Origin of the sequence: Sediminicoccus sp. KRV36 (assembly GCF_023243115.1) — a bacterium.
Classification (GTDB): Bacteria; Pseudomonadota; Alphaproteobacteria; order Acetobacterales; family Acetobacteraceae; genus Roseococcus.
The window spans coordinates 3728175-3747692 of the sequence record NZ_CP085081.1; the positions used below are offsets into that span (position 1 = coordinate 3728175).

Consider the following 19518-nt stretch of genomic DNA (forward strand, 5'->3'; position numbering starts at 1 on the left):
AACACGCATCGAGGCGCGGTCATTAAGAATATTTTATTTGTTTGCAGATCATTCTGAAGCTTAGCCTCATGCCGAGAGGGAGGTCGGGCGTACTTCTGATGACTGATCATTATTTGCCTGGCCTAGTTTCGATTCGCATGTGATGCCGCCTGAATACAGAAGCCGCTCTCGGATGATTCATATGATCGGCCGGCATCATGTTTCGGCGGTTTGTCTTCTCAGGATTGCCGGGCCGTCAGGGATGTTGTTTCGGAAGGAAGATGCTCGCAAGGGCTCGCGGCCGGTCATTCACGAGGTGCGCCTCTCTCTCCCTCCTCGTCGCGCCGTCATTGGCCGGGCCGTGCCAAGACTTAGGGCATTCCCCAAGCGCCCCGCCGGGTAAAGGTCTCTGGTGGGCATCAAAAGGCAGCTTGGCGCCGAGTTCGTTGGTTTATCGCTTGTTTGGTGAATGATGCAGTTTGGGAGAGGCGACCACGTGGAAACAACAATGAGCATGACGCCTGGCCAGGACGGCGCCAAAGACGCGCAGACTTCTGGCAGCGACACGCCCTGGCCTGATTTTTTCTTCCGCCATGTGCCCAAGACTGCGGGCACCTCCTTGATGGCCTCTCTTTCGGTCGCGCTCGGGGAAGCACACTTCATCCGTCTGCATGATGTTGGTGCTCATGCCCGCGAACTGGCAGGACGCCGCATCGCCGAGAGCCCCGCTCCGATCCACTTGATGTCGGGCCATTTGAGTTGCGTGAAGTTTCCAAGCTCGCTCAGCGCCACGCGTATCACGGTGTTGCGAGATCCTCTCGAACGCGTGATTTCACTGTATCATTTTCTGCTGAAGCAGCCTCTCGCGGAACTCCAACGGATAGGGATCGATAGGTCCTTGACCATAGAGCAGCTGATGCGTCACGAAAATCCTGAAATCCATGGGCAGGTTCACAATGGTATGGTACGTTTTTTTGGGTCCATACCCGCTCTTAGTGAACCAGAGCAGCCTGAATTCTGGCAGCACCAAGCCATGCAGTCTGGAATTGATGACGCAACTGCGTCTTTAGGCGATCATCTATTTGGTTTGGTTGATGATTTCGACAAGTTTCACACATCGGTCGAGAGAATTTTATATATTCCCTACCGCCTCGATGTTTCTCACGAAAATAGTACGGGAAGCGCGACTGAGAAGCACTCAACCAGCGATCTTTTACTGATCACCGAGGCGAATACCGCAGACCGAGTGCTGTTCCACCGCGCCCGTGAAATGGTGGGAAGACAACCGCTGTTGCGCGGCTCTGTCCTGCCTGCGCAGCCTGATGGCAGGTTCCTTTTTGCCCCTGTCCAGGGTCGGAGGTACCGCACAACCCAAATCGCGGGGAGGCAGGGGTTCGACCCTGCAGACGAGAGCGACCAACTGGGCTGGATCGGCAATCAACTGAACGGACGCATCCATCTTGCCCCATCGGCAAATGTTGTGGGCCTCACGCTCAATCTATTCTCCATGGTGCCAAATTATCCCATGTCTGAATTGCGCGTGCTCGTGGACGGAATGCATTGGCCGCATACAACCACGGCAGCCACACCGGGACCCGGGCACTGGGCCTGCCAGTTGGCACCGCTGCCACCGCATGACGGCATTGCGGAGATCAGCATCCGCCCACCCTTCGCCTTGCCGGTGCGTATGTTCTCCCCAGACTCAGGGGATCGCCGCAGCCTGAGCGTTGCGCTTGCCGGCATCAAATGCGAAGCCGCATGAACCGCTTCGTTCGCTGAGAGTCCCATGCACGATACGGCGATGCAGATCGGCAGCATGTTCATGCGAAACTATCTCTCTGGCCGGCCAGGGCGCCTGCTTGATCTCGGTGGCATGAACGTAAACGGGTCGCTCCGCAGCGTGGCGCCTGAGCACTCCTTCTATTGCGGCGCTGATCTCTCGGCGGGAAACGGCGTCGACGTTGTGATTGAGGGGGGTGGCGCGCTGCCCTTTTCCGATGGTGTCTTTGATGCAGTCGTCAGCTCATCCTGCTTTGAGCATGACCCGCTCTTCTGGTGCACATTTGCCGAGATGGTGCGCGTCACCCGGCCGGGCGGCTATGTTTACATCAACACGCCATCCAACGGTGAGGTTCATCGTTACCCGCTTGATTGCTGGCGCTTCTATCCCGATTCCGGTGTCGCTTTGGAGCTTTGGGCTGCTCGGGGGGGCACTCCTGTGCGGCTGATAGAGAGCATGATCGCGCCGCGGCGCACCGACCAATGGAATGATTGCATCCTCGTTTTCGGCCGCGAGGCGTCAGCGCCGGCGCAGTTGATCTGTGACGGACTGCCTGGCGCCATGCATGTCCGCCGGCACGACCGGAAGGATGTGCTGGCGACAGAGGCGAAGCTGACCGAAGATCAGCGACTGCTGCGTCAGTATCGCGCCCGATTGACAGCCATCAAAGGCGTGCCCCCCTTCGGGCGCGCGAAGCCAACGCGTGATGTGCTCCCTTGATTGTCGGCCGCGGACCGGCACCTTCGTGTCGATACGACATGCATTCGCACAGGCAGCCCGACATCACCCGCATTGCCCGGCACCTGCTGACAGCTGGCTTTCGGTCAGCAGCCGATAAGCCTCAAGGAATAAGGTTGGATTTGGCCCGCTTGGCTCGATTCAGCGCCATGCCATGCGGCAGGCTAGCGGCCTTCTGATGGGAGTTTCGCTGCCATCTGGGTGGGCTATGGCGCTCAAGCCTGGCGCGGCGCGACCTGAAGCGGGATCTTGCGCCTTCGCCCCGCACCATCGCCGACCGGATGCGCTCACTCCAACCCGGCCCGCGACGGGGAACCTGCCAGGCTTCACGGCGGGAATCATTGCCCGGCTGGTGCTCCCGCTCCAGATGCCATCAGCACGCGCCTCCGGGATCACAATACCATCCAGACAGCGAACTGTGTGTCCAACGCCCACATGAGGGCACCCGCCAGCAACCCGCCCACAGGACATGTGGTGGAACTGATGGGTGCCGCGCCATGACGCCGCCGTTGCTTCAGCTGGGGAAGGGTTCGCGTCTTGCGGCCCAGGCCACCGGCCACATATGGCCGTCCGGATAAGGGCAGCCATTCGAGACGATCCCTTGAATGGGGTCGTAACACGCCACGATCCAGACATGCGGGAAACCGGCTGCCTTGAGCTGATCGATCAATTCCCACCCTGGATGGATGAAGACCAGCGCCCCCTCATGCGTCACTGGATTGCCATGAAAGACTTGCGGCATCAGATGCTCGATGCCGTCTGCTCCGACGCGAGCCCGCACAACGTGCCGGTCCAGCATGTGATAAAATGGCAGGCTGAAGATCATCGTACCCGACGGCGCCAGGATGCGGGCACATTCACGGAATGCGCCGGCCGCGTCTGGCACATGCTCTATCACGTCACAGTGAATGAGCAGGTCCAGGCTGTCCGCGGCGAAAGATGACGCCATGATGCTCTCATGCCGAACGCTGACGCCGCGCACGACCTTGCTTTCGCCGCAGATGACGTCGTCACCCAGATACTCGGACCCGATGAGGCCCGGGATCCTGCGCTCCAAAAGACTGAAGAGCGGGGTCAACCGTTCCAGAATGGCGCTTCGCTCAATGCGGTGGCGACGGGCCACTTCGGCTACCAGGCTCAGCATCAGTCGCATCCGGCCATTGAGCCCGCAGGGACAGATCATGCCTTCCAGAAGGTTGCGCCAAGGCTCCGCGCCGTCACCAGAGCTGACCCGCATTTCAGTCGCGGTCCCACAGGCCTCGCAATACCCCACACTGGTACGACGGGCGAGCAGGTCGGGCTCAATGAGAGCGCGGGCGTTGGCGAAGACTTGTTCTAGATGTGCGAACTCTGTCCGTGACTCACACCATATGTTCAAGAGCTTTACCCCCAGTGGTCTGCTCCAATGCTTCAGCGGCTGAAACTTCCTGCATTGGCACCTTGGTCAGCCCAGTCAGGTCAAGCTGGTCCAGCGGAAAGGTCTGGTGCGCCGGATGGCCCAGGGCGATACCCTGCGAGTGATGCACGACCGCGCGCCCCTCGATCATGTTCTGTCTCCAATGGGTGTATTCAGGAAACGGCTTCGAGGGATTGAAGAAGACATGCTGATGGTAGACATGCGCACCGACGGGCGCCGTATGGAAAACGAAGCTGTGCCGCGTCCGCGCGATATCCTTGATGGGGGAGCCGCCATGCGGCAGTTGCGGGTGCCAGATCAGGGCATCCCCGGGCGAAACGTGAATTTTCTTCGGCTTCAGCCCCTGCTCCAGGCAACGATCAACGACCCGCTTCTGGTAGGCATTCCATATCCCGTCGTCGAGTTGCGGCAGGGCGTCCAATGAGCCGTATTGAGCCATCGCCATGCTTTCACGGTCGAGCTCGGCTATAAGGTGTCCGCCTGGCATGACTTCCAGGCAACCATTTTCATCTCCCGCACCGTCAAGATATAGTGTATTCCCAAAATAATTATATTCCGGCCGAGTGCAGAACACTGGAGTATCGCGGTGCAAGGGCTGCTCTGACCCGCGCTCATAATACAGCGAGGTATAAAGTGATGTTGGCCGCCCAAAGAAGAAATCCTACACCTCCAGGAGGAGTTTGTTGCGCGTAAACATCTGGGTAAAAATTGGCAGAGCTTGGTGAAGATTAGTAAATCTTGGCAAAATTTCGCGATTTGATCGGTATGCGTTAAATTTGTTGCTATTTTGTCTATAAAATCTATCAAATTCACCAATGACAGATCTACAATGCTCAAAGGTGAAGGCTCCGCGGATCACTGTGTATCCCAGCGTCACAAGCTCGGCGGCGTGGCGCATTGCGGGCTCCGAGAGTTCCGACCGCAAAATCCGATCCAGTGCATCCGGCCGCATATGCAGTGGGGGATGAACCCAGCCAGTATACTTGCTCTCCATGGCATCACCCCTGCTTTACATGAGGGCATATGATAGATGGTATCCTCGGCTGTAATCAACAGCGAAGGATCGGCCCGGAGGAAGACGACGAGCCCAGCCTATCGCCGTGCGACGGAAAGGCCGAGCGGCACAGCCCCTCACCCCTGCGGCAGCAAGCCCCAGCGCCCCGCCAGCAGCAGCATCGCCTCCATCATCATATGCGCGCAAAGATGCGCCGCCATGCCCTGCACATCATGCGCCGGGCTCACCGTGTTGAAATCCATCGCCACGATGTTCAGCCCCGCCAGGCTGCGCATGAGTTCAATCCCCTCCCGCGCGGTCAGCCCGCCCCAGGCCGGGGTGGCGACACCCGGCGCCACGGAGGGGTCGAACACATCCATGTCCCAGCAGAGATAGAGCGGGCGGTCGCCCACCACCTCGCGGAATTCCGTCATCGCCTGGGCCGTGCCGCGGCGGACCAGATCCTCGGTGGTGAGGACGCGAAAGCCCAGCAGCGCCGCATGGCGCAGCACGCCGCGCGCGCTGGTGAAGCCGCGAATGCCGACATGCCAGGTGGCGCCGGCATCCACCAACCCCTCCTCGGCCGCATGGGTGAATTGGTTGGAGGCGTCGAAAGGGTCATCGGGGTTGTAGGGATAGGCATCGGTGTGGCTGTCCACATGCAGCGCCACCAGGCCCGGGTAGCGCTTCGCAGCCGCGCGCATCAGCGGCAGCGAGACCGAGCCATCGCCGCCAACGCCGATGGGCACGGCACCCGCCGCCAGGATCGCCGCCGCCGCCGCCTCGATCTTCGGGTGCGCCTCCTGGATCTTGCCCGGGGTGATGCCCGCCACATCGCCCGCATCCACGGCGCCCAGCAGGGCCGGCACATCCATATCGGCGAGCGAGGGATGATGCCGCCGCACCAGCGCTGACTGCGCGCGCACGCTGGCCGGCCCCTCCCGGCTGCCAATACGGAAGGGGTGGATGCCGCAATCAAAGGGCACCCCCAGGATCGCCACGCGGTGGCCGGGGCCGGGTGGCGCGGCTGGCAGCCCCATGAAGGTGAGCGGCGCGGTAAAGAGCGGCAATTCGCCCATGGAGCATGGCTTTCGCGAAGGTTACACAAGAGTCTCGGGCATCGCGCCAGGGCCGGTCAATCACGCGCCCCCCGCCGGGGCGCGATGCGGCCTCTCGACAGGGCGGGCGATACCCATCACATGCATGCGTCTTCGCCATGGGGGGCTCATGTCCATTCTGATCACGGGCGCCTCGGCCGGGCTGGGCGCGGCGCTGGCGCTGGAATGCGCCGCACCGGGCGTGACGCTGCATCTCTCGGCGCGCGAGGTGACGCGCCTGGCTGGAACGGTGCAGGCCTGCGAGGCCAGAGGCGCCGTGGTGCGGCCGGTGGGGCTGGATGTGCGGGATGCCGGGGGCATGGCGGCCTGGATCAGCGCGGCGGGGCAGCTGGATCTGGTCATCGCCAATGCCGGCATCGGCGCCGGCACCGGCGATGGCTTCGAAGACCCGGCGACGGCGCGCGACATCTTCGACACCAATGTGACGGGCGTGCTGAACACCGCCCTGCCCGCCATCACCGCCATGGCGGAACAAAGCCCGGGCGCCGATGGGCTGCGCGGGCGCATCGCGGTGATCGCCTCGCTCGCCGCCTTCGTCGCCGGGCCCACTGCCCCCGCCTATTGCGCCAGCAAGGCCGCGGTGCAGCGCTGGGCCGAGGCGCGTGACGCCACCGAGCGCAAGCGCGGCATCCGGCTGCACGCCATCTGCCCGGGCTTCATCCGCACCGCCATCACCGACCGGAACGCCTTCGCCATGCCCGGCCTGATGGAGCCCCGCAAGGCCGCGCAGCTCACCCTGGCGGGCATCCGCGCGGGGCGGCTGCGCGTCGTCTATCCCTGGCCGCTTTATGCGATGAGCCGGATCACCGGGGCGCTGCCGCCCTCCTGGCGGAATGCGATGATGATGCGGCTGGAACCGAAGGCCGCCCAAGCTTGACGCAGCCCTGGCCCCGGCCGATGTGAGCGGCATCCGTTCGGGAGAAGCAGAAGATGACCAACGCCAGACCCCTCGCCCGCCGCCTCGCGCTCAGCCTGCCGGCGCTCGCCCTTCCCACCTTGGCCCTCCCCGCCTTGACCCTGCCATCACTCGCCCGCGCCCAGTCGCGCCCGATCCGCATGGTGGTGCCCTTTGCCGCCGGTGGGGCGGCCGACAGCGCCACCCGCAGCATCGCCCCCCGCATGTCGGAGCGCCTGGGCCAGAACATCGTGGTGGAAAACCGCACCGGCGCCGGCGGCTCGGTCGGTGGGGGCGAGGTGGCGCGCAGCGCGGCCGATGGCACGACGCTGCTCATGGATGCCTCCAGCCACATCGTGAACCCGAGCCTGCTGCGCGGCCTGCCCTTCGACTACGCGACGGCCTTCACCCCCATCTCGCTGGTCTGCACCTTCCCGCAGGTGCTGGCGGTGAAGGCCGACCTGCCGGCGCGCAACCTGGGCGAGTTCATCGCCCTCGCCCGGCGGCAGCCGCTCAACATCGGCACCCAGGGCAATGCCACGGCCGGGCATCTGGGCCTGGCGCAGCTCAACCGCGCGGCCGGCATCGAGACGACGCATGTGCCCTATCGCGGCGGCGCCGATGCGGCGCGGGATCTCGCGGCCGGCACGCTGGATGGCTGCTTCATCACCATGCTCTCGGCCGGGCCCATCGTGGATAGCGGGCGGGCGCGCTTCATCGCCGTTTCGGCCGCGGCGCGCGTGCCGCTGCGGCCGGAGGTGCCGACCTTCGCCGAACTCGGCACGCCGGGGATCGAGCTGAGTGAATGGGTGGCGATGTTCGCCCCGGCCGGCACGCCGGCCGCCCCCATCGCCGCCATCCACGCGGCCCTGGTGGCGACCCTGGCCGAGCCCCAGGTGCAGGCCCGCCTCGCGCAGCTCGCCGCCGTGCCGGTGGGCAACAGCCCCGAGGAATTCGCGCGCTTCGTGACCCAGGGCCGCGCCGCCATGGCCGAATTGGTGCGCGTGGCGAATATCCGCATTGAATAGGCGCGCCTTCCTCGCCATCGGGCTGGCACCCGGCGCGGCCCGGGCCGATGCGCCGGAGGTTCTGCTGCTGGCGGGGCAGCCCGTGCTGGAACTGGCCCGCCACCCCACTGTCGGCCCCCGCCTGCGTTCCATGTCGGCCGGGCGGCAGCGCATCGTCAGCGATGCGCTGCGCGGGGCCGGCCCGCCCATGGCCGTCACGGATGGGCATTGGGTGCATGGCTATGCGGTGATCCCCGAAGCCCGGGTCTTCCTGGCCTTCGATACCCACACCGAATCGGTGGTGATCCTGCTGCTGGAGGATGGCCGCCCCTCGCTGTTCATCCCCCCGCGCGTGGCGCCGTGGCCGGCGGCGCTGCGCCCCGCCGTGCGGGAATTCGCGCCCGAGATGGCGGCCGTGATGCGCTTCACCGGCTGAATGCCGGCCGCACCAGACGGCGATGAGCGTCAGTCCCGCGTGGGCGCGGCCCCCTGGAGCAGCCAATCCCGCACGGCCGGGTCCTCGCTCAGCCCGGCTGCCCGCAGCCGCGCCTGCCGGGCGGCCTCCGTCCTGCCGAGCACACCCAGAACATGGGCCCGCGTGGCCCACCAGGGCTGATAGGCGGTGAGCTGCGCCGCCATGGCCTCCAATTCCTGCAAGGCGGCCTGCGGCTGCCCGGCATCGGCGATGGCGGCGGCGCGTGCCACCAGCACACCCGCCGTAGGGCAGAGCCGTGCGAGGAGGTCATAGAGCCCGAGCAAGGCGTCCCGCCGATCAGCCCCCGTAATCCGCGCTTCGACATGCACCGACTGGATCGCCGCTTCGATCTGGAAGCGCCCCGGCTTGCCGGCCCGCGCCGCATCACGGAGCAGCGCCTCCGCCTCGGCGATCAGCGGGCGGGACCAGGCCCGGGGGTCCTGCGCCGAAAGCGGCACGAAGCGGCCTGACGCATCCCTCCGCGCGCCGCGCCGCGCCTCGGCATGGAGCATGAGGGCCAGCAGGCCCTTGGGCTCCGGCGCCTCGGGCAGCAGGGCCGTCAGCAGGCGGGCCAGCCAGAGCGCCTCCTCCACCAGCCCCTGGCCTGACCTGCCATCCGCCAGGAGATCCGCCCAGCCCGTGCCATAGGCGGCGTAGATGGCGCTCAGCACCGCCTCCAGCCGGGGTGCCAGTTCGGCCGCCTCCGGCAGCTCAAAGCCGATCCCGGCATCGCGGATGCGCGTCTTGGCCCGCACCAGCCGCTGCGCCATGGCGGCGGGCGATGCGAGGAAACATGCCGCGATCCTTGCCGCATCGAGGCCGAGCACGGTTTGCAGCATGAGCGGCGCCTGCGCCTCCGGCGCGATGGCCGGGTGGGCGCAGACCATCAGCAATTGCAGGCGGCGATCCGGGATATCGGCCATGTCGGGTGTCGCCTCCAGCAACAGGCGCAGCGTCGGCTCGGCCGCCCGGCGCACCAGGTCATGCCGGATGGCATGGCCATGCTGGCGGCGGGCGGCCGTCAGCAGCCAGGCTTCCGGATTCTCCGGCACGCCGGTCTGCGGCCAGCGGCGAAGCGCGGCCTGAAACGCCTCGGCGAGCGCGTCCTCCGCCGCGGCCACGTCGCGGGTCCGGGCGGCGAGGATGGCGACCAGCCGGCCATAGGCCAGCCTGGCCGCCCGCTCGGCCGCGGCCGAGGCGCTCACGCTTCGGCGGGCGGGGGTGGCAGGACGGGTCGGATTTCCACCGCGCCGAAGGCCGCGGCCGGGCTGCGGGCGGCCCATTCCAGCGCGGCATCGAGGTTGGGCACGTCTATGGCGATGAAGCCGCCCAACTGCTCCTTGCTGTCAGCATAGGGGCCATCCTGCACGTGGCGCTGACCCTCCCGCAGGCGCAAGGTGGTGGCGAGGCTCGCCGGCTCCAGCCCATGGCCGCCGATCATGATCCCGGCCTCACGCATCGCCCCGATATAGCCCATCCAGGCGCCCCAATAGGCGGGGGCGGCTGCGGGATCTTGGCGCTTCTCGAATTCGCTCGCCGGTTCGGCGAAGAGCATCACGTATTGCATCGGCAGTCTCCAGGATGGACGAGGGAACATCCCCTCCCTCCGATGAGCCGCAACATCCGGTCTTTTCGACAGGCAAGACAAAGAAAAAGGGCGAGAGGTTGCCCCCTCGCCCTGTTTTCGGGAATCCGGTGGGAAGTGGGCTTACGCCGCCTCCTGCTCCTCGGCCATTTCCGGCTTCGGGCCGCTATCCAGGCCCTTGGCGGAGACGTCGCGATCCACCAGCTCGATCACGGCCATGGCGGCCGCATCGCCGTAGCGGAAGCCGGCGCGCAGCACGCGGCAATAGCCTCCCTGACGCTCCTTGTAGCGCTCCGCGATGGTGGTGAAGAGCTTCTCCACCACGGCCTCATCCATGATCACCGCATAGGCCTGGCGGCGGGCATGCAGGCCACCGCGCTTGGCCAGCGTGATGATGCGCTCCACATAGGGGCGCAGCTCCTTGGCCTTGGGCAAGGTGGTGGTGATCTGCTCGTGCTTCAGGAGGCTCGTCGCCATGTTGCGAAACATGGCCGCCCGGTGGGACGAGGTGACGTTCAGCTTCCGATTGGCCATACCGTGACGCATAACAAGTCTCCAATGGTGGCCCGGAGGCCTTCATTCAATGATCCGGCCTCTGACACAGAGACCCGCCGCCCCATCCGCCCTGGCCGCCAAAGGCGCCGCCGGATGATGGGGGGCGCAGGTTAGAACGGCTCTTCGATCTTCTTCGCCAGATCCTCGATGTTCTCGGGCGGCCAGCCGATGATCGGCATGCCCAGCGAGAGGCCCATCGAGGCCAGCACTTCCTTGATCTCGTTCAGCGACTTGCGGCCGAAATTCGGCGTCCGCAGCATTTCCTGCTCGGACTTCTGCACCAGGTCGCCGATATAGACGATGTTGTCGTTCTTCAGGCAATTCGCCGAACGGACGGAGAGCTCCAGCTCATCCACCTTGCGCAGCAGGTTGCGGTTGAAGGGAAGGTCGTCCTCCACCTCGTCGCGCATCTTCTCGCGCGGCTCCTCGAAGGTGACGAAGAGCGAGAGCTGGTCCTGCAGGATGCGGGCGGCGAGCGCCACGGCGTCCTCCGGCACGATCGTGCCGTTGGTCTCGAGCGAGAGCACGAGGCGGTCATAATCCGTCACCTGGCCGACGCGGGTCGGCTCGACGCGGTAGGACACCTTGCGGACGGGCGAATAGATCGCATCCACCGGGATCATGCCGATCGGCGCATCCTCGGCGCGGTTCATCGAAGCGGGCACGTAGCCACGGCCGACCTGGACCGTCAGCTCCATGGACATCTTGGCACCGTCATCCAGCGTGCAGATGACCAGCTCCGGATTGGCGATTTCGATATCGCCCGTCGTCTGGATCATCGCGGCGGTGACTTCGCCGGGGCCGGTCGCCGTCAGCATCAGCCGCTTCGTCGTGTCGCCATTGTAGCGGATGGCCAGCTGCTTGAGGTTGAGGATGATGTCCGTCACATCCTCACGCGCGCCGGTCAGGCTGCTGAATTCATGCAGCACGCCGTCAATCTTCACGCCGGTCACGGCGGCACCCTGCAGCGAGGAGAGCAGGATGCGGCGCAGCGCATTGCCCAGCGTCTGGCCAAAGCCACGCTCCAGCGGCTCGGCCACCAGGGTTGCCTGGCGCAGATCGGTGCTGCCCGACTCGACCTGGAGCTTCTCGGGCTTGATCAGGGATTGCCAGTTGCGTTCGAGCAAGGGTGTCTCTCCTAGAGCGGATCCGGCCGGGGCATGACGTGCCGCGGCGGATAAGGATGCTCGTAAAACCAAAAATCCGCGGGTGCGGCCGTTACCGGCGCGCCCGCGGTCTCAAGCGGCGAAAATCAGACGCGCCGGCGCTTGCGCGGGCGGCAGCCATTGTGCGGGATCGGCGTCACGTCGCGGATGGCGGTCACGTGGAAGCCCACGGACTGCAGCGCGCGCAGTGCCGACTCGCGGCCCGAACCAGGGCCGGACACCATCACCTCGACGGTCTCCATGCCATGCTCGCGGGCCTTCATGCCGGCATCCTCGGCGGCCATCTGGGCGGCGTAGGGCGTGCTCTTGCGGCTGCCCTTGAAGCCCTTGGCGCCGGAGGACGACCAGGCAATCGAATTGCCCTGCGCATCCGTGATGGTCACGATGGTGTTGTTGAAGGTCGCCAGAACATGCGCCACGCCGGAGCTGATGTTCTTGCGTTCCTTCTTCTTCGGGCGGGAACCGCCGGGGGTGCGGGCCATCTTACTTGGTCACCTTCTTCTTGCCGGCAATCGCCACGGCCTTGCCCTTGCGCGTGCGGGCATTGGTATGGGTGCGCTGGCCACGAACCGGCAGGCCACGGCGATGCCGCAGGCCGCGATAGCAGGCCATGTCCATCAGCCGCTTGATGTTCATCGCGACTTCGCGGCGGAGGTCACCCTCCACGCGGTAGTCACGGTCGATCACCTCACGCAGCTTGACGATCTCTTCATCGGTCAACTGGTTCACGCGGCGCTCGGCCGGAATCCCCACCTGCTGGCAGATCGTCACAGCGTTCTGCGGGCCAATGCCATAGATATAGCGCAGGGAAATCACCACGCGCTTGTTGGTGGGGATGTTCACGCCAGCGATACGCGCCACGTTCAAGCTCCTGTGGCCCCGGAGGGGGCCCGTCCAATGGTTACCGCAGTGCCGGAGACCCGGCCACACGGCGAAACTTCCTCACGCCAGCTGCCCCTCTACGGGCAAAGCCAAACACGGCCGAAGAGTGTCGGTTCCGACACGCCGCGTCCGTGAGAGGCGCGGAGATAGAACCAACCTCAGCCCCGCGTCAAGCGGCCGGCGCGAGAATCCTCGTCAATTCGATGGTCACGGCGGACATGTCCGCCATGCCATCCACGCTGCGCAGCTTGCCCTGCGCGGCATAGTAGGGAAGCAACGGCGCGGTCTGGCTGTGATAAGCCGCCAGGCGCGCGCCGACCGTCTCCGCCTTGTCGTCGGCGCGGCGGGTGAATTCGGTCCCGCCGCACACATCACAGACGCCCGAGACCTTCGGCTGCTTGAAATGATCGTGGTAGCCCTCGCCGCAGCTGCCGCAGGTGTAGCGGCCGGAGATGCGGTCCACCAGCGCCGCGTCATCCACCTTCAGCTCGATCACATGGTCCAGGACCATGCCATTCTCGCGCAGCATCGCATCCAGCGCCTCGGCCTGCGGCGCCGTGCGCGGGAAGCCATCCAGGATGAAGCCGCGGGCCGCGTCAGGCTGCTTCACCCGTGCGGCGATCATCGCCGTGATGATGGAATCCGGCACCAGGGCGCCGCGTTCCATGATGGCCTTGGCCTCAAGCCCGATGGCGGAGCCTGACTTCACCTCGGCGCGCAGCATGTCGCCCGTGGAGACCTGCACCAGGCCGAAGCTCTGCTCCAGGATCTTCGCCTGCGTGCCCTTGCCCGCGCCGGGGGGACCAAGAAGTATCAGATTCATCGTTTATCCTCCCCTGCCCCTATCAACGCGGCCTTGGGCCGCGTCCGCCCAGACGGGCCTTTTTGATCAGACCCTCATACTGGTGGGCAAAGAGATGCGATTGCACCTGCGCCACAGTATCCATCGTCACCGTCACGATGATCAGCAGCGACGTGCCGCCGAAGTAGAAGGGAACCCCGTAATTCGAGATCAGGATCTCGGGGATGATGCAGACGACGCAGAGATAGACCGCACCCACCACCGTCAGCCGCGTCAACACGCGATCCAGATAGTCCGAGGTATGCTGGCCGGGACGGATACCCGGCACGAAGCCGCCATACTTCTTCAGGTTGTCGGCCGTCTCGGTCGGGTTGAAGACCACGGCGGTGTAGAAGAAGGCGAAGAAGATGATCAACGCCATGTAGAGCCCCATATAAAGGGGCTGGCCATGTGCCAGCATGTTCGCCATCGTCTGCAGCCAGGTCTCGGCCGTCCGGTCCGTGCTGAAGCCGGCAACCGTGGCCGGCAGCAACAGCAACGAGGAGGCGAAGATCGGCGGAATCACGCCGGCTGTGTTCAGCTTCAGCGGCAGATGCGTGTTCTCGCCGCCAAACATGCGGTTGCCCACCTGGCGCTTGGGGTACTGCACCGGAATGCGCCGTTGGGCGCGCTCCACGAAGACCACGAGGCCGATGGTGCCAAGCGCCGCCAGCAGGAAGAAGATGATGAAGAAGGTGGAGAGCGCGCCGGTCCGGCCCAGCTCCAGCGTCGAGATCAGCGCCGAGGGCAGATTGGCCACGATGCCCGCGAAGATGATGAGCGAGATGCCATTGCCCACGCCGCGCGCGGTAATCTGCTCACCCAGCCACATCAGGAACATCGTCCCGCCCACCAGCGTGATCACGCAGGAGATGCGGAACGCCATGCCCGGATCGGCCACGGCGGAACCCGTCGTGCCGCGAATCCCCTCAAGCCCCACCGAAATGCCATAGGCCTGGAAGATGGCGATCACCAGCGTGAGGTAGCGGGTGTACTGGTTGAGCTTCTTGCGACCGCTCTCGCCTTCCTTCTTCAGCGTTTCCCAGGAGGGAATCGCCGCCGTCATCAGCTGCACGATGATGGAAGCCGAGATATAGGGCATGATATTGAGGGCCAGCACCGTCATCCGGCCCAGCGCCCCCCCCGTGAACATGTCGAACATGCCCAGGATGCCGCCGCCATGCTGGCGCAGCATTTCACCCATCACCGCCGCATCAACGCCAGGCACCGGCACATAGGTGCCGATGCGATAGACGATGAGTGCACCCAGCGTGAACCAGATGCGGTTCTTGAGCTCGGTCGCCTTGGACAGCACGCCGAAATTCAGGCTGCTCGCAAGCTGATCGGTGGCCGACGCCATGCGCTAAACCCCCTGAAAGTTGAAAACGCCGCCCGACTGGAAGCGCCGGATCACTCCGCGGCGGCTTCCACCACAGGCACCGTCACCGTGCCGCCCGCCGCCTCGACCGCCGCGATCGCCGTGGCCGAAGCCCCGGAGACGGTGATCTTGACCGCGCGCTTGATCTCGCCACGGCCGAGCAGACGCACACCGGCGAACTTCTTGCTCTGGCGCACGATCCCGGCATCGCGCAGGGCGATCTCGGTGATCTCGGCATCGGCGGAGATCTTGCCCTCCTCGATCGCCTTGTCCAGCGTGCCGATGTTCAGCGCGGCGTACTGGATGCGGAAGATATTCTTGAACCCGCGCTTCGGCAGACGGCGATAGATCGGCAGCTGGCCGCCTTCGAACCCGTTCAGCGAAACGCCGGTGCGGGCCTTCTGACCCTTGACGCCACGGCCGGACGTCTTGCCCTTGCCGGAGCCGATGCCGCGACCGATGCGCTTGAACTTCGGCCGCGCGCCATCGTTGTCGCGCAATTCGTTGAGCTTCATGACCATATCCTTTGAAGGAGAGACCGCGTTGCCGCGATCAATCCTCCACCTTGATGAGATGCGCCACCTTGCGGATCATGCCGCGCACCGCGGGCGTGTCCTCAAGCTCGCGCGTGCGATTGATCTTGTTCAGGCCGAGCCCGACCAGCGTACCCTGCTGGCCCGGCTTCTTGCCATTGCCGGACGCGATCTGCGTCACGCGAACCGTCTTCTTATCAGACATTGGCAGCAGCCTCCGGCGCCGGCTCAGCCGTGCCATCCTTGCGCGGACCCATCAGGTCAGCGACCTTCTTGCCACGGCGATTCGCCACGCTGCGCGGGCTGGTCGCCAGCGAGAGGGCGGCGAAGGTCGCCTTCACCATGTTATGCGGATTGGTCGAGCCGGTGCACTTGGCCACGACGTCGCCCATGCCCAGCGTCTCGAAGACGGCGCGCATCGGGCCGCCCGCGATGATGCCCGTGCCGGCCGGAGCCGAACGCAGGATCACCTTGCCGGCGCCGAACTCACCGACCACGTCGTGGTGCAGCGTGCGGCTCTCGCGCATCGGGACGCGGATCATGCCCTTCTTGGCACGCTCCGTCGCCTTGCGGATGGCTTCCGGCACTTCACGCGCCTTGCCACTGCCCCAACCCACGCGGCCCTTCTGGTCACCGACCACCACCAGCGCAGCGAAGCTGAACCGACGGCCGCCCTTCACCACCTTGGCGACGCGGTTGATGGTGACCAGCTTGTCCTGCAGCTCATCGCCCTGATCGCGCTCGGGCTGGTTGCGGTTCTGGTCGCGGTCGCGGCCACGGCCACGGCCCCGGTTCTCGCCTTCGCCGCCGCTTCGCGGTTCACGTGCCATAATTTATCTCCCCGCGGCTCAGAAGGACAGGCCGCCCTCGCGGGCAGCCTCCGCCAGCGCCTTGACGCGGCCATGATACAGGAAGGGCCCACGGTCGAAGACGACCGCGGAAACCCCGGCGGCGAGCGCACGCTCGGCCACCAGCTTGCCAACCGTGACGGCCGCGTCCTTGTCGGCGCCCGTCTTCAGGCTGCCGCGCAGATCCTTCTCCAGCGTGGAGGCGGCTGCGACGGTCTTGCCCGCCACGTCGTCAATGACCTGGGCGTAGATGTGGCGCCCCGAGCGGAACACCGAAAGCCGCGGGCGCCCAGCGCCCTTGACCTTGATCTGGTAGCGCAGGCGCGCCCGACGGCGCTCCCGCAATGCGATCTTGTCGGCCATTACTTCTTCTTCCCCTCCTTCCGGAGGATGACTTCGTTGTCATACTTGACGCCCTTGCCCTTATAGGGCTCGGGGCCGCGATAGGCGCGGATTTCCGCCGCCACCTGGCCGACCTTCTGCTTGTCCGTCCCCTCGACCTTGATCGCGGTCGGACGTTCGCAGGTGATCTTGATGCCAGCCGGCACGGCATAGCGGATTTCGTGGCTGTAGCCCAGGTTCAGCACGAGCTCGTTGCCGACCACGGCCGCCTTGTAGCCGGTGCCGGTGATTTCCATGGACTTGGTGAAGCCCACAGAGACACCCTGCACCATGCCCTGCACCAGGCTGCGCGTCGTCCCCCAGAGGGTCCGCTCACGCGTCCCCTTGCCGCGGGGCGAAACCGCAACTTCATCGGCGCGGATGTCGAGATCCACCGCATCCGTCAGATCGAGCTTCAGCTCACCGAGCTTGCCCTTGGCCACGAGCGTGCGGCCGGCCAGCGAAAGCTGGACGCCGGCGGGCACGGGGACCGGATATTTACCAACGCGAGACATGTCGGCCCCCTATCAGAACACGCGGCAAAGGACTTCGCCGCCGACATTGGCAGCGCGGGCCTCCGCATCACTCATCACGCCACGCGGCGTGGACAAAATCGAAATCCCGAGGCCGCTGTAGAACTTCGGCAGCTCCTTGATCTTCGAGTAGACACGGCGGCCAGGCTTGGACACGCGCTTGATTTCCTTGATGGCGGGCTCGCCCTCGGAATACTTCAGCTCGATCTCGATCTGGCTGATCCCGGCGCGCAGCTCCTCCACGCGCCAGGCGCGGATGTAACCCTCGCGCTTCAGCACGTCGAGCACATCGGTCTTGAGGCGCGAGGCCGGGGCAACGCAGCGCGTCTGGCGAGCGCCATGGGCATTGCGGATACGGGTGAGCAAGTCACCCAACGGATCGGACATGGACATGTGCCGGGCCCCTTACCAGCTCGCCTTGACCACACCGGGGAGCTGGCCCTTATTGGCCAGATCCCGCAGCTGGTTGCGGCAAAGCTTGAACTTCCGGTAATTGCCGCGCGGACGCCCGGTCAACTCGCAGCGCAGACGAACGCGAACCTTCGCGCCATTGCGCGGCATCTCCGCGAGCTTGATGCTCGCCTCGAAGCGGTCCTCGATCGGCGTCTCGCGATCCATCACGACGGCTTTCAGCTTCGCACGCTTCTTGGCGTGCAGGGCTGTCAGCTTCTCGCGATACTTGTTCTTCTGGACTGAAGAGGTCTTGGCCATTTGGTCTGTGGTCCTCCGGAACCTGCCAGCCTCAGCTGGCGGTTTTCCAATGATTCAGTTGACGAAGGGGAGATCGAAAGCCTTCAGCAGAGCTTTGGCTTCCTTGTCCGTCTTCGCCGTCGTGACGAACACGATGTCCATGCCGCGCACCTGATCAACCTTGTCGTAGTTGATCTCCGGGAACACGATCTGCTCCTTCAGGCCGAGCGCGTAATTGCCCCGCCCATCGAAGCCACGATTGCCCGGGATCCCGCGGAAGTCACGCACGCGCGGCAGCGCGATCGTCACCAGGCGGTCCAGGAACTCGAACATGCGCGCCTTGCGCAGCGTGACCTTGCAGCCGATCGCCTGGCCTTCGCGGATCTTGAAGCCCGCGATCGCCTTCTTCGCCCGCGTGCGCACCGGCTTCTGGCCGGCGATCAGCGTGAGGTCGGCGACGGCCGCATCCAGCTTCTTCTGGTCGCCGGCGGCTTCGCCGACGCCCATGTTGATCACGATCTTGTCGAGTTTCGGCACTTCCATCGGGTTCGTGTAGCCGAACTCCTCCTGAAGCTTCGCCCGGATCACCTCGGCATAGGCAACCTGAAGGCGCGTGGGCTCAGACCACGAAGCGGCGGCCGGGCCGGCAGCGGCCGGAACGGCCTCCGCGCGGCGGCTGCTGCCCTCGGGGGCATCGGCCTTCTTCGCAACCGGCTTGTTGGCCGGCTTGTTCTTGTTGCCGGGCGCGTTGCCCTTTTTCGTCCCGCTCATGCGTCGAGCACCTCACCAGAGCCCTTGGCCACGCGAACCTTCTTCCCGTCCTCAAGGACGCGGAAGCCGACGCGGGCGGGCTTGTCCGTCTTCGGGTCAATCAGCGCGAGGTTCGAGAGGTCAATCGTGGCCTCCTTCGAGACGATGCCACCGGCCTCGCCCACGCGCGTCTGCTTCGTGTGCTTCTTGACCAGGTTCACGCCCTGAACCACAGCGCGGTTCTCGGTCGGCATCACGCGGAGGACTTCCCCGCGCTTGCCCTTGTCACGACCGGCGAGCACATGCACCCGGTCGCCCTTCTTGATCTTGGCCGCCATGATTACAGGACCTCCGGCGCCAGCGAGATGATCTTCATGAACTTCTTCGCACGCAGCTCGCGGACCACCGGCCCAAAAATGCGGGTGCCGATCGGCTCGCCCGCCTTGTTGATGAGCACCGCCGCATTGCGGTCAAAGCGGATCGCCGAACCGTCGGGACGGCGGACGGGATAAGCCGTGCGCACGATGACCGCGCGCTCGACCGAGCCCTTCTTCACCTTGCCGCGGGGAATGGCTTCCTGCACGGCGACGACGATGATGTCACCCACCGAGGCGAACCTGCGCTTCGAGCCACCCAGCACCTTGATGCACTGCACACGACGCGCGCCCGAGTTGTCGGCCACGTCGAGGTTGGCTTCAACTCCGATCATGCCGGAACTCCTTCAAGGGCTGCGCCATTGCGAGCGACCACCGTCCAGGTCTTGCGCTTGCTGATCGGCGGGCACTCCTCGATGGAAACGAGGTCGCCTTCCTTGCACAGATTGGTTTCGTCATGCGCAGCATACTTCTTCGAGCGGCGAATGAACTTCTTGTAGAGCGGATGCATCACGCGACGTTCGACCAAGACGGTGATCGTCTTGTCCATCTTGTCGCTGACAACCCGCCCGGTGAGGACTCGCTTCGGCATGGCCGTG

Annotated in this window: 27 protein-coding genes; 5 read left to right on the plus strand and 22 right to left on the minus strand. The window is 65.1% G+C overall.

What is annotated here, in order from left to right; all coding sequences use genetic code 11:
* Positions 1–487 precede the first annotated feature (487 nt).
* Both LHU95_RS17615 and LHU95_RS17620 read left to right on the plus strand, forming a co-directional pair.
* Positions 488–1741 (plus strand): sulfotransferase family 2 domain-containing protein, encoded by a 1254-nt coding sequence (locus tag LHU95_RS17615; protein WP_248708261.1) that lies wholly within the window; start codon positions 488–490, stop codon positions 1739–1741.
* Positions 1742–1765: 24 nt separating this feature from the next.
* Entirely contained in the window at positions 1766–2479 is a 714-nt protein-coding gene (locus LHU95_RS17620) for a methyltransferase domain-containing protein (RefSeq protein ID WP_248708262.1), read from the plus strand.
* Between the two features lie 532 nt (positions 2480–3011).
* Here LHU95_RS17620 and LHU95_RS17625 read toward each other — a convergent pair.
* From LHU95_RS17625 to LHU95_RS17635, 3 genes are all read right to left on the minus strand, one after another.
* Complete coding sequence (locus LHU95_RS17625) at positions 3012–3641, minus strand: methyltransferase domain-containing protein (protein ID WP_248708263.1); 630 nt, start codon at positions 3639–3641, stop codon at positions 3012–3014.
* Positions 3642–3858: 217 nt separating this feature from the next.
* Positions 3859–4506: a phytanoyl-CoA dioxygenase family protein gene (locus LHU95_RS17630; protein ID WP_248708264.1), complete on the minus strand. Its 648-nt coding sequence runs from the start codon at positions 4504–4506 to the stop codon at positions 3859–3861.
* 539 nt (positions 4507–5045) lie between these two features.
* Positions 5046–5987 (minus strand): arginase family protein, encoded by a 942-nt coding sequence (locus tag LHU95_RS17635; RefSeq protein WP_248708265.1) that lies wholly within the window; start codon positions 5985–5987, stop codon positions 5046–5048.
* 148 nt (positions 5988–6135) lie between these two features.
* On the opposite strand from LHU95_RS17635, the gene LHU95_RS17640 reads away from it, so the two are divergent.
* The 3 genes from LHU95_RS17640 to LHU95_RS17650 are packed head-to-tail and all read left to right on the plus strand — an operon-like array spanning position 6136 to position 8364.
* Positions 6136–6903, plus strand: a complete 768-nt coding sequence (locus LHU95_RS17640) for an SDR family NAD(P)-dependent oxidoreductase (protein ID WP_248708266.1) — start codon at positions 6136–6138, stop codon at positions 6901–6903.
* A gap of 53 nt (positions 6904–6956) precedes the next feature.
* Complete coding sequence (locus LHU95_RS17645) at positions 6957–7949, plus strand: tripartite tricarboxylate transporter substrate-binding protein (protein WP_248708267.1); 993 nt, start codon at positions 6957–6959, stop codon at positions 7947–7949.
* Positions 7942–8364 (plus strand): hypothetical protein, encoded by a 423-nt coding sequence (locus LHU95_RS17650; protein ID WP_248708268.1) that lies wholly within the window; start codon positions 7942–7944, stop codon positions 8362–8364. The genes LHU95_RS17645 and LHU95_RS17650 overlap by 8 nt, the downstream gene beginning before the upstream one ends.
* A gap of 29 nt (positions 8365–8393) precedes the next feature.
* On the opposite strand, the gene LHU95_RS17655 is transcribed toward LHU95_RS17650, so the two are convergent.
* The 19 genes from LHU95_RS17655 to rpsQ all read right to left on the minus strand — a co-directional run bounded on the left by LHU95_RS17655 (position 8394) and on the right by rpsQ (position 19511).
* The gene (locus tag LHU95_RS17655) at positions 8394–9608 is read right to left on the minus strand and encodes a DUF6596 domain-containing protein (RefSeq protein WP_248708269.1); all 1215 of its coding nucleotides are present in this window, start codon (positions 9606–9608) and stop codon (positions 8394–8396) included.
* Positions 9605–9970: a YciI family protein gene (locus tag LHU95_RS17660; RefSeq protein WP_248708270.1), complete on the minus strand. Its 366-nt coding sequence runs from the start codon at positions 9968–9970 to the stop codon at positions 9605–9607. Before LHU95_RS17660 ends, LHU95_RS17655 begins: the two co-directional genes overlap by 4 nt.
* 141 nt (positions 9971–10111) lie before the next feature.
* Positions 10112–10534 (minus strand): 50S ribosomal protein L17, encoded by a 423-nt coding sequence (gene rplQ / locus LHU95_RS17665; RefSeq protein ID WP_248708271.1) that lies wholly within the window; start codon positions 10532–10534, stop codon positions 10112–10114.
* A gap of 119 nt (positions 10535–10653) precedes the next feature.
* Positions 10654–11670 carry a DNA-directed RNA polymerase subunit alpha gene (locus tag LHU95_RS17670; protein ID WP_283094264.1) on the minus strand — a complete coding sequence of 339 codons (1017 nt, stop codon included), beginning with the start codon at positions 11668–11670 and terminating at the stop codon, positions 10654–10656.
* Positions 11671–11795: 125 nt separating this feature from the next.
* Positions 11796–12191, minus strand: coding sequence for a 30S ribosomal protein S11 (gene rpsK, locus LHU95_RS17675; protein ID WP_248708272.1), 396 nt, complete (start codon positions 12189–12191; stop codon positions 11796–11798).
* A gap of 1 nt (position 12192) precedes the next feature.
* Complete coding sequence (gene rpsM, locus LHU95_RS17680; RefSeq protein WP_248708273.1) at positions 12193–12570, minus strand: 30S ribosomal protein S13; 378 nt, start codon at positions 12568–12570, stop codon at positions 12193–12195.
* Positions 12571–12760: 190 nt separating this feature from the next.
* Entirely contained in the window at positions 12761–13414 is a 654-nt protein-coding gene (locus LHU95_RS17685; protein ID WP_248708274.1) for an adenylate kinase, read from the minus strand.
* Between the two features lie 22 nt (positions 13415–13436).
* Entirely contained in the window at positions 13437–14792 is a 1356-nt protein-coding gene (secY, locus tag LHU95_RS17690; protein ID WP_248708275.1) for a preprotein translocase subunit SecY, read from the minus strand.
* 50 nt (positions 14793–14842) lie between these two features.
* Positions 14843–15325 (minus strand): 50S ribosomal protein L15, encoded by a 483-nt coding sequence (gene rplO / locus LHU95_RS17695; protein ID WP_248708276.1) that lies wholly within the window; start codon positions 15323–15325, stop codon positions 14843–14845.
* Between the two features lie 37 nt (positions 15326–15362).
* Entirely contained in the window at positions 15363–15548 is a 186-nt protein-coding gene (rpmD, locus tag LHU95_RS17700; RefSeq protein WP_248708277.1) for a 50S ribosomal protein L30, read from the minus strand.
* The gene (gene rpsE, locus LHU95_RS17705; RefSeq protein ID WP_248708278.1) at positions 15541–16173 is read right to left on the minus strand and encodes a 30S ribosomal protein S5; all 633 of its coding nucleotides are present in this window, start codon (positions 16171–16173) and stop codon (positions 15541–15543) included. Before rpsE ends, rpmD begins: the two co-directional genes overlap by 8 nt.
* Positions 16174–16191: 18 nt before the next feature.
* Positions 16192–16554, minus strand: coding sequence for a 50S ribosomal protein L18 (gene rplR, locus LHU95_RS17710; RefSeq protein ID WP_248708279.1), 363 nt, complete (start codon positions 16552–16554; stop codon positions 16192–16194).
* Positions 16554–17087: a 50S ribosomal protein L6 gene (gene rplF / locus LHU95_RS17715; RefSeq protein WP_248708280.1), complete on the minus strand. Its 534-nt coding sequence runs from the start codon at positions 17085–17087 to the stop codon at positions 16554–16556. Before rplF ends, rplR begins: the two co-directional genes overlap by 1 nt.
* Positions 17088–17099: 12 nt before the next feature.
* Positions 17100–17498 carry a 30S ribosomal protein S8 gene (gene rpsH / locus LHU95_RS17720; protein ID WP_248708281.1) on the minus strand — a complete coding sequence of 133 codons (399 nt, stop codon included), beginning with the start codon at positions 17496–17498 and terminating at the stop codon, positions 17100–17102.
* Positions 17499–17510: 12 nt separating this feature from the next.
* Positions 17511–17816, minus strand: a complete 306-nt coding sequence (rpsN, locus tag LHU95_RS17725; protein ID WP_248708282.1) for a 30S ribosomal protein S14 — start codon at positions 17814–17816, stop codon at positions 17511–17513.
* A 54-nt stretch (positions 17817–17870) separates the two neighbouring features.
* Complete coding sequence (gene rplE, locus LHU95_RS17730) at positions 17871–18383, minus strand: 50S ribosomal protein L5 (RefSeq protein ID WP_248711584.1); 513 nt, start codon at positions 18381–18383, stop codon at positions 17871–17873.
* A gap of 179 nt (positions 18384–18562) precedes the next feature.
* Entirely contained in the window at positions 18563–18883 is a 321-nt protein-coding gene (gene rplX, locus LHU95_RS17735) for a 50S ribosomal protein L24 (RefSeq protein WP_248708283.1), read from the minus strand.
* Between the two features lie 2 nt (positions 18884–18885).
* Positions 18886–19254 (minus strand): 50S ribosomal protein L14, encoded by a 369-nt coding sequence (rplN, locus tag LHU95_RS17740; RefSeq protein WP_248708284.1) that lies wholly within the window; start codon positions 19252–19254, stop codon positions 18886–18888.
* A complete protein-coding gene (gene rpsQ, locus LHU95_RS17745) occupies positions 19251–19511 on the minus strand; it encodes a 30S ribosomal protein S17 (RefSeq protein WP_248708285.1) in 261 nt (86 codons plus the stop codon). The genes rplN and rpsQ overlap by 4 nt, the downstream gene beginning before the upstream one ends.
* Positions 19512–19518 lie beyond the last annotated feature (7 nt).

What these genes read in the sequence shown, in the direction of transcription:
- LHU95_RS17615 (WP_248708261.1), top strand. Translation starts at nt 488, where the DNA reads ATGAGCATGACGCCTGGCCAGGACGGCGCCAAAGACGCGCAGACTTCT.
- LHU95_RS17620 (WP_248708262.1), top strand. Translation starts at nt 1,766, where the DNA reads ATGCACGATACGGCGATGCAGATCGGCAGCATGTTCATGCGAAACTAT.
- LHU95_RS17625 (WP_248708263.1), bottom strand. Translation starts at nt 3,641, where the DNA reads ATGCTGAGCCTGGTAGCCGAAGTGGCCCGTCGCCACCGCATTGAGCGA.
- LHU95_RS17635 (WP_248708265.1), bottom strand. Translation starts at nt 5,987, where the DNA reads ATGGGCGAATTGCCGCTCTTTACCGCGCCGCTCACCTTCATGGGGCTG.
- LHU95_RS17640 (WP_248708266.1), top strand. Translation starts at nt 6,136, where the DNA reads ATGTCCATTCTGATCACGGGCGCCTCGGCCGGGCTGGGCGCGGCGCTG.
- LHU95_RS17645 (WP_248708267.1), top strand. Translation starts at nt 6,957, where the DNA reads ATGACCAACGCCAGACCCCTCGCCCGCCGCCTCGCGCTCAGCCTGCCG.
- LHU95_RS17660 (WP_248708270.1), bottom strand. Translation starts at nt 9,970, where the DNA reads ATGCAATACGTGATGCTCTTCGCCGAACCGGCGAGCGAATTCGAGAAG.
- rplQ (WP_248708271.1), bottom strand. Translation starts at nt 10,534, where the DNA reads ATGCGTCACGGTATGGCCAATCGGAAGCTGAACGTCACCTCGTCCCAC.
- rpsK (WP_248708272.1), bottom strand. Translation starts at nt 12,191, where the DNA reads ATGGCCCGCACCCCCGGCGGTTCCCGCCCGAAGAAGAAGGAACGCAAG.
- LHU95_RS17685 (WP_248708274.1), bottom strand. Translation starts at nt 13,414, where the DNA reads ATGAATCTGATACTTCTTGGTCCCCCCGGCGCGGGCAAGGGCACGCAG.
- secY (WP_248708275.1), bottom strand. Translation starts at nt 14,792, where the DNA reads ATGGCGTCGGCCACCGATCAGCTTGCGAGCAGCCTGAATTTCGGCGTG.
- rplO (WP_248708276.1), bottom strand. Translation starts at nt 15,325, where the DNA reads ATGAAGCTCAACGAATTGCGCGACAACGATGGCGCGCGGCCGAAGTTC.
- rpmD (WP_248708277.1), bottom strand. Translation starts at nt 15,548, where the DNA reads ATGTCTGATAAGAAGACGGTTCGCGTGACGCAGATCGCGTCCGGCAAT.
- rpsE (WP_248708278.1), bottom strand. Translation starts at nt 16,173, where the DNA reads ATGGCACGTGAACCGCGAAGCGGCGGCGAAGGCGAGAACCGGGGCCGT.
- rplR (WP_248708279.1), bottom strand. Translation starts at nt 16,554, where the DNA reads ATGGCCGACAAGATCGCATTGCGGGAGCGCCGTCGGGCGCGCCTGCGC.
- rplF (WP_248708280.1), bottom strand. Translation starts at nt 17,087, where the DNA reads ATGTCTCGCGTTGGTAAATATCCGGTCCCCGTGCCCGCCGGCGTCCAG.
- rpsH (WP_248708281.1), bottom strand. Translation starts at nt 17,498, where the DNA reads ATGTCCATGTCCGATCCGTTGGGTGACTTGCTCACCCGTATCCGCAAT.
- rpsN (WP_248708282.1), bottom strand. Translation starts at nt 17,816, where the DNA reads ATGGCCAAGACCTCTTCAGTCCAGAAGAACAAGTATCGCGAGAAGCTG.
- rplX (WP_248708283.1), bottom strand. Translation starts at nt 18,883, where the DNA reads ATGGCGGCCAAGATCAAGAAGGGCGACCGGGTGCATGTGCTCGCCGGT.
- rplN (WP_248708284.1), bottom strand. Translation starts at nt 19,254, where the DNA reads ATGATCGGAGTTGAAGCCAACCTCGACGTGGCCGACAACTCGGGCGCG.
- rpsQ (WP_248708285.1), bottom strand. Translation starts at nt 19,511, where the DNA reads ATGCCGAAGCGAGTCCTCACCGGGCGGGTTGTCAGCGACAAGATGGAC.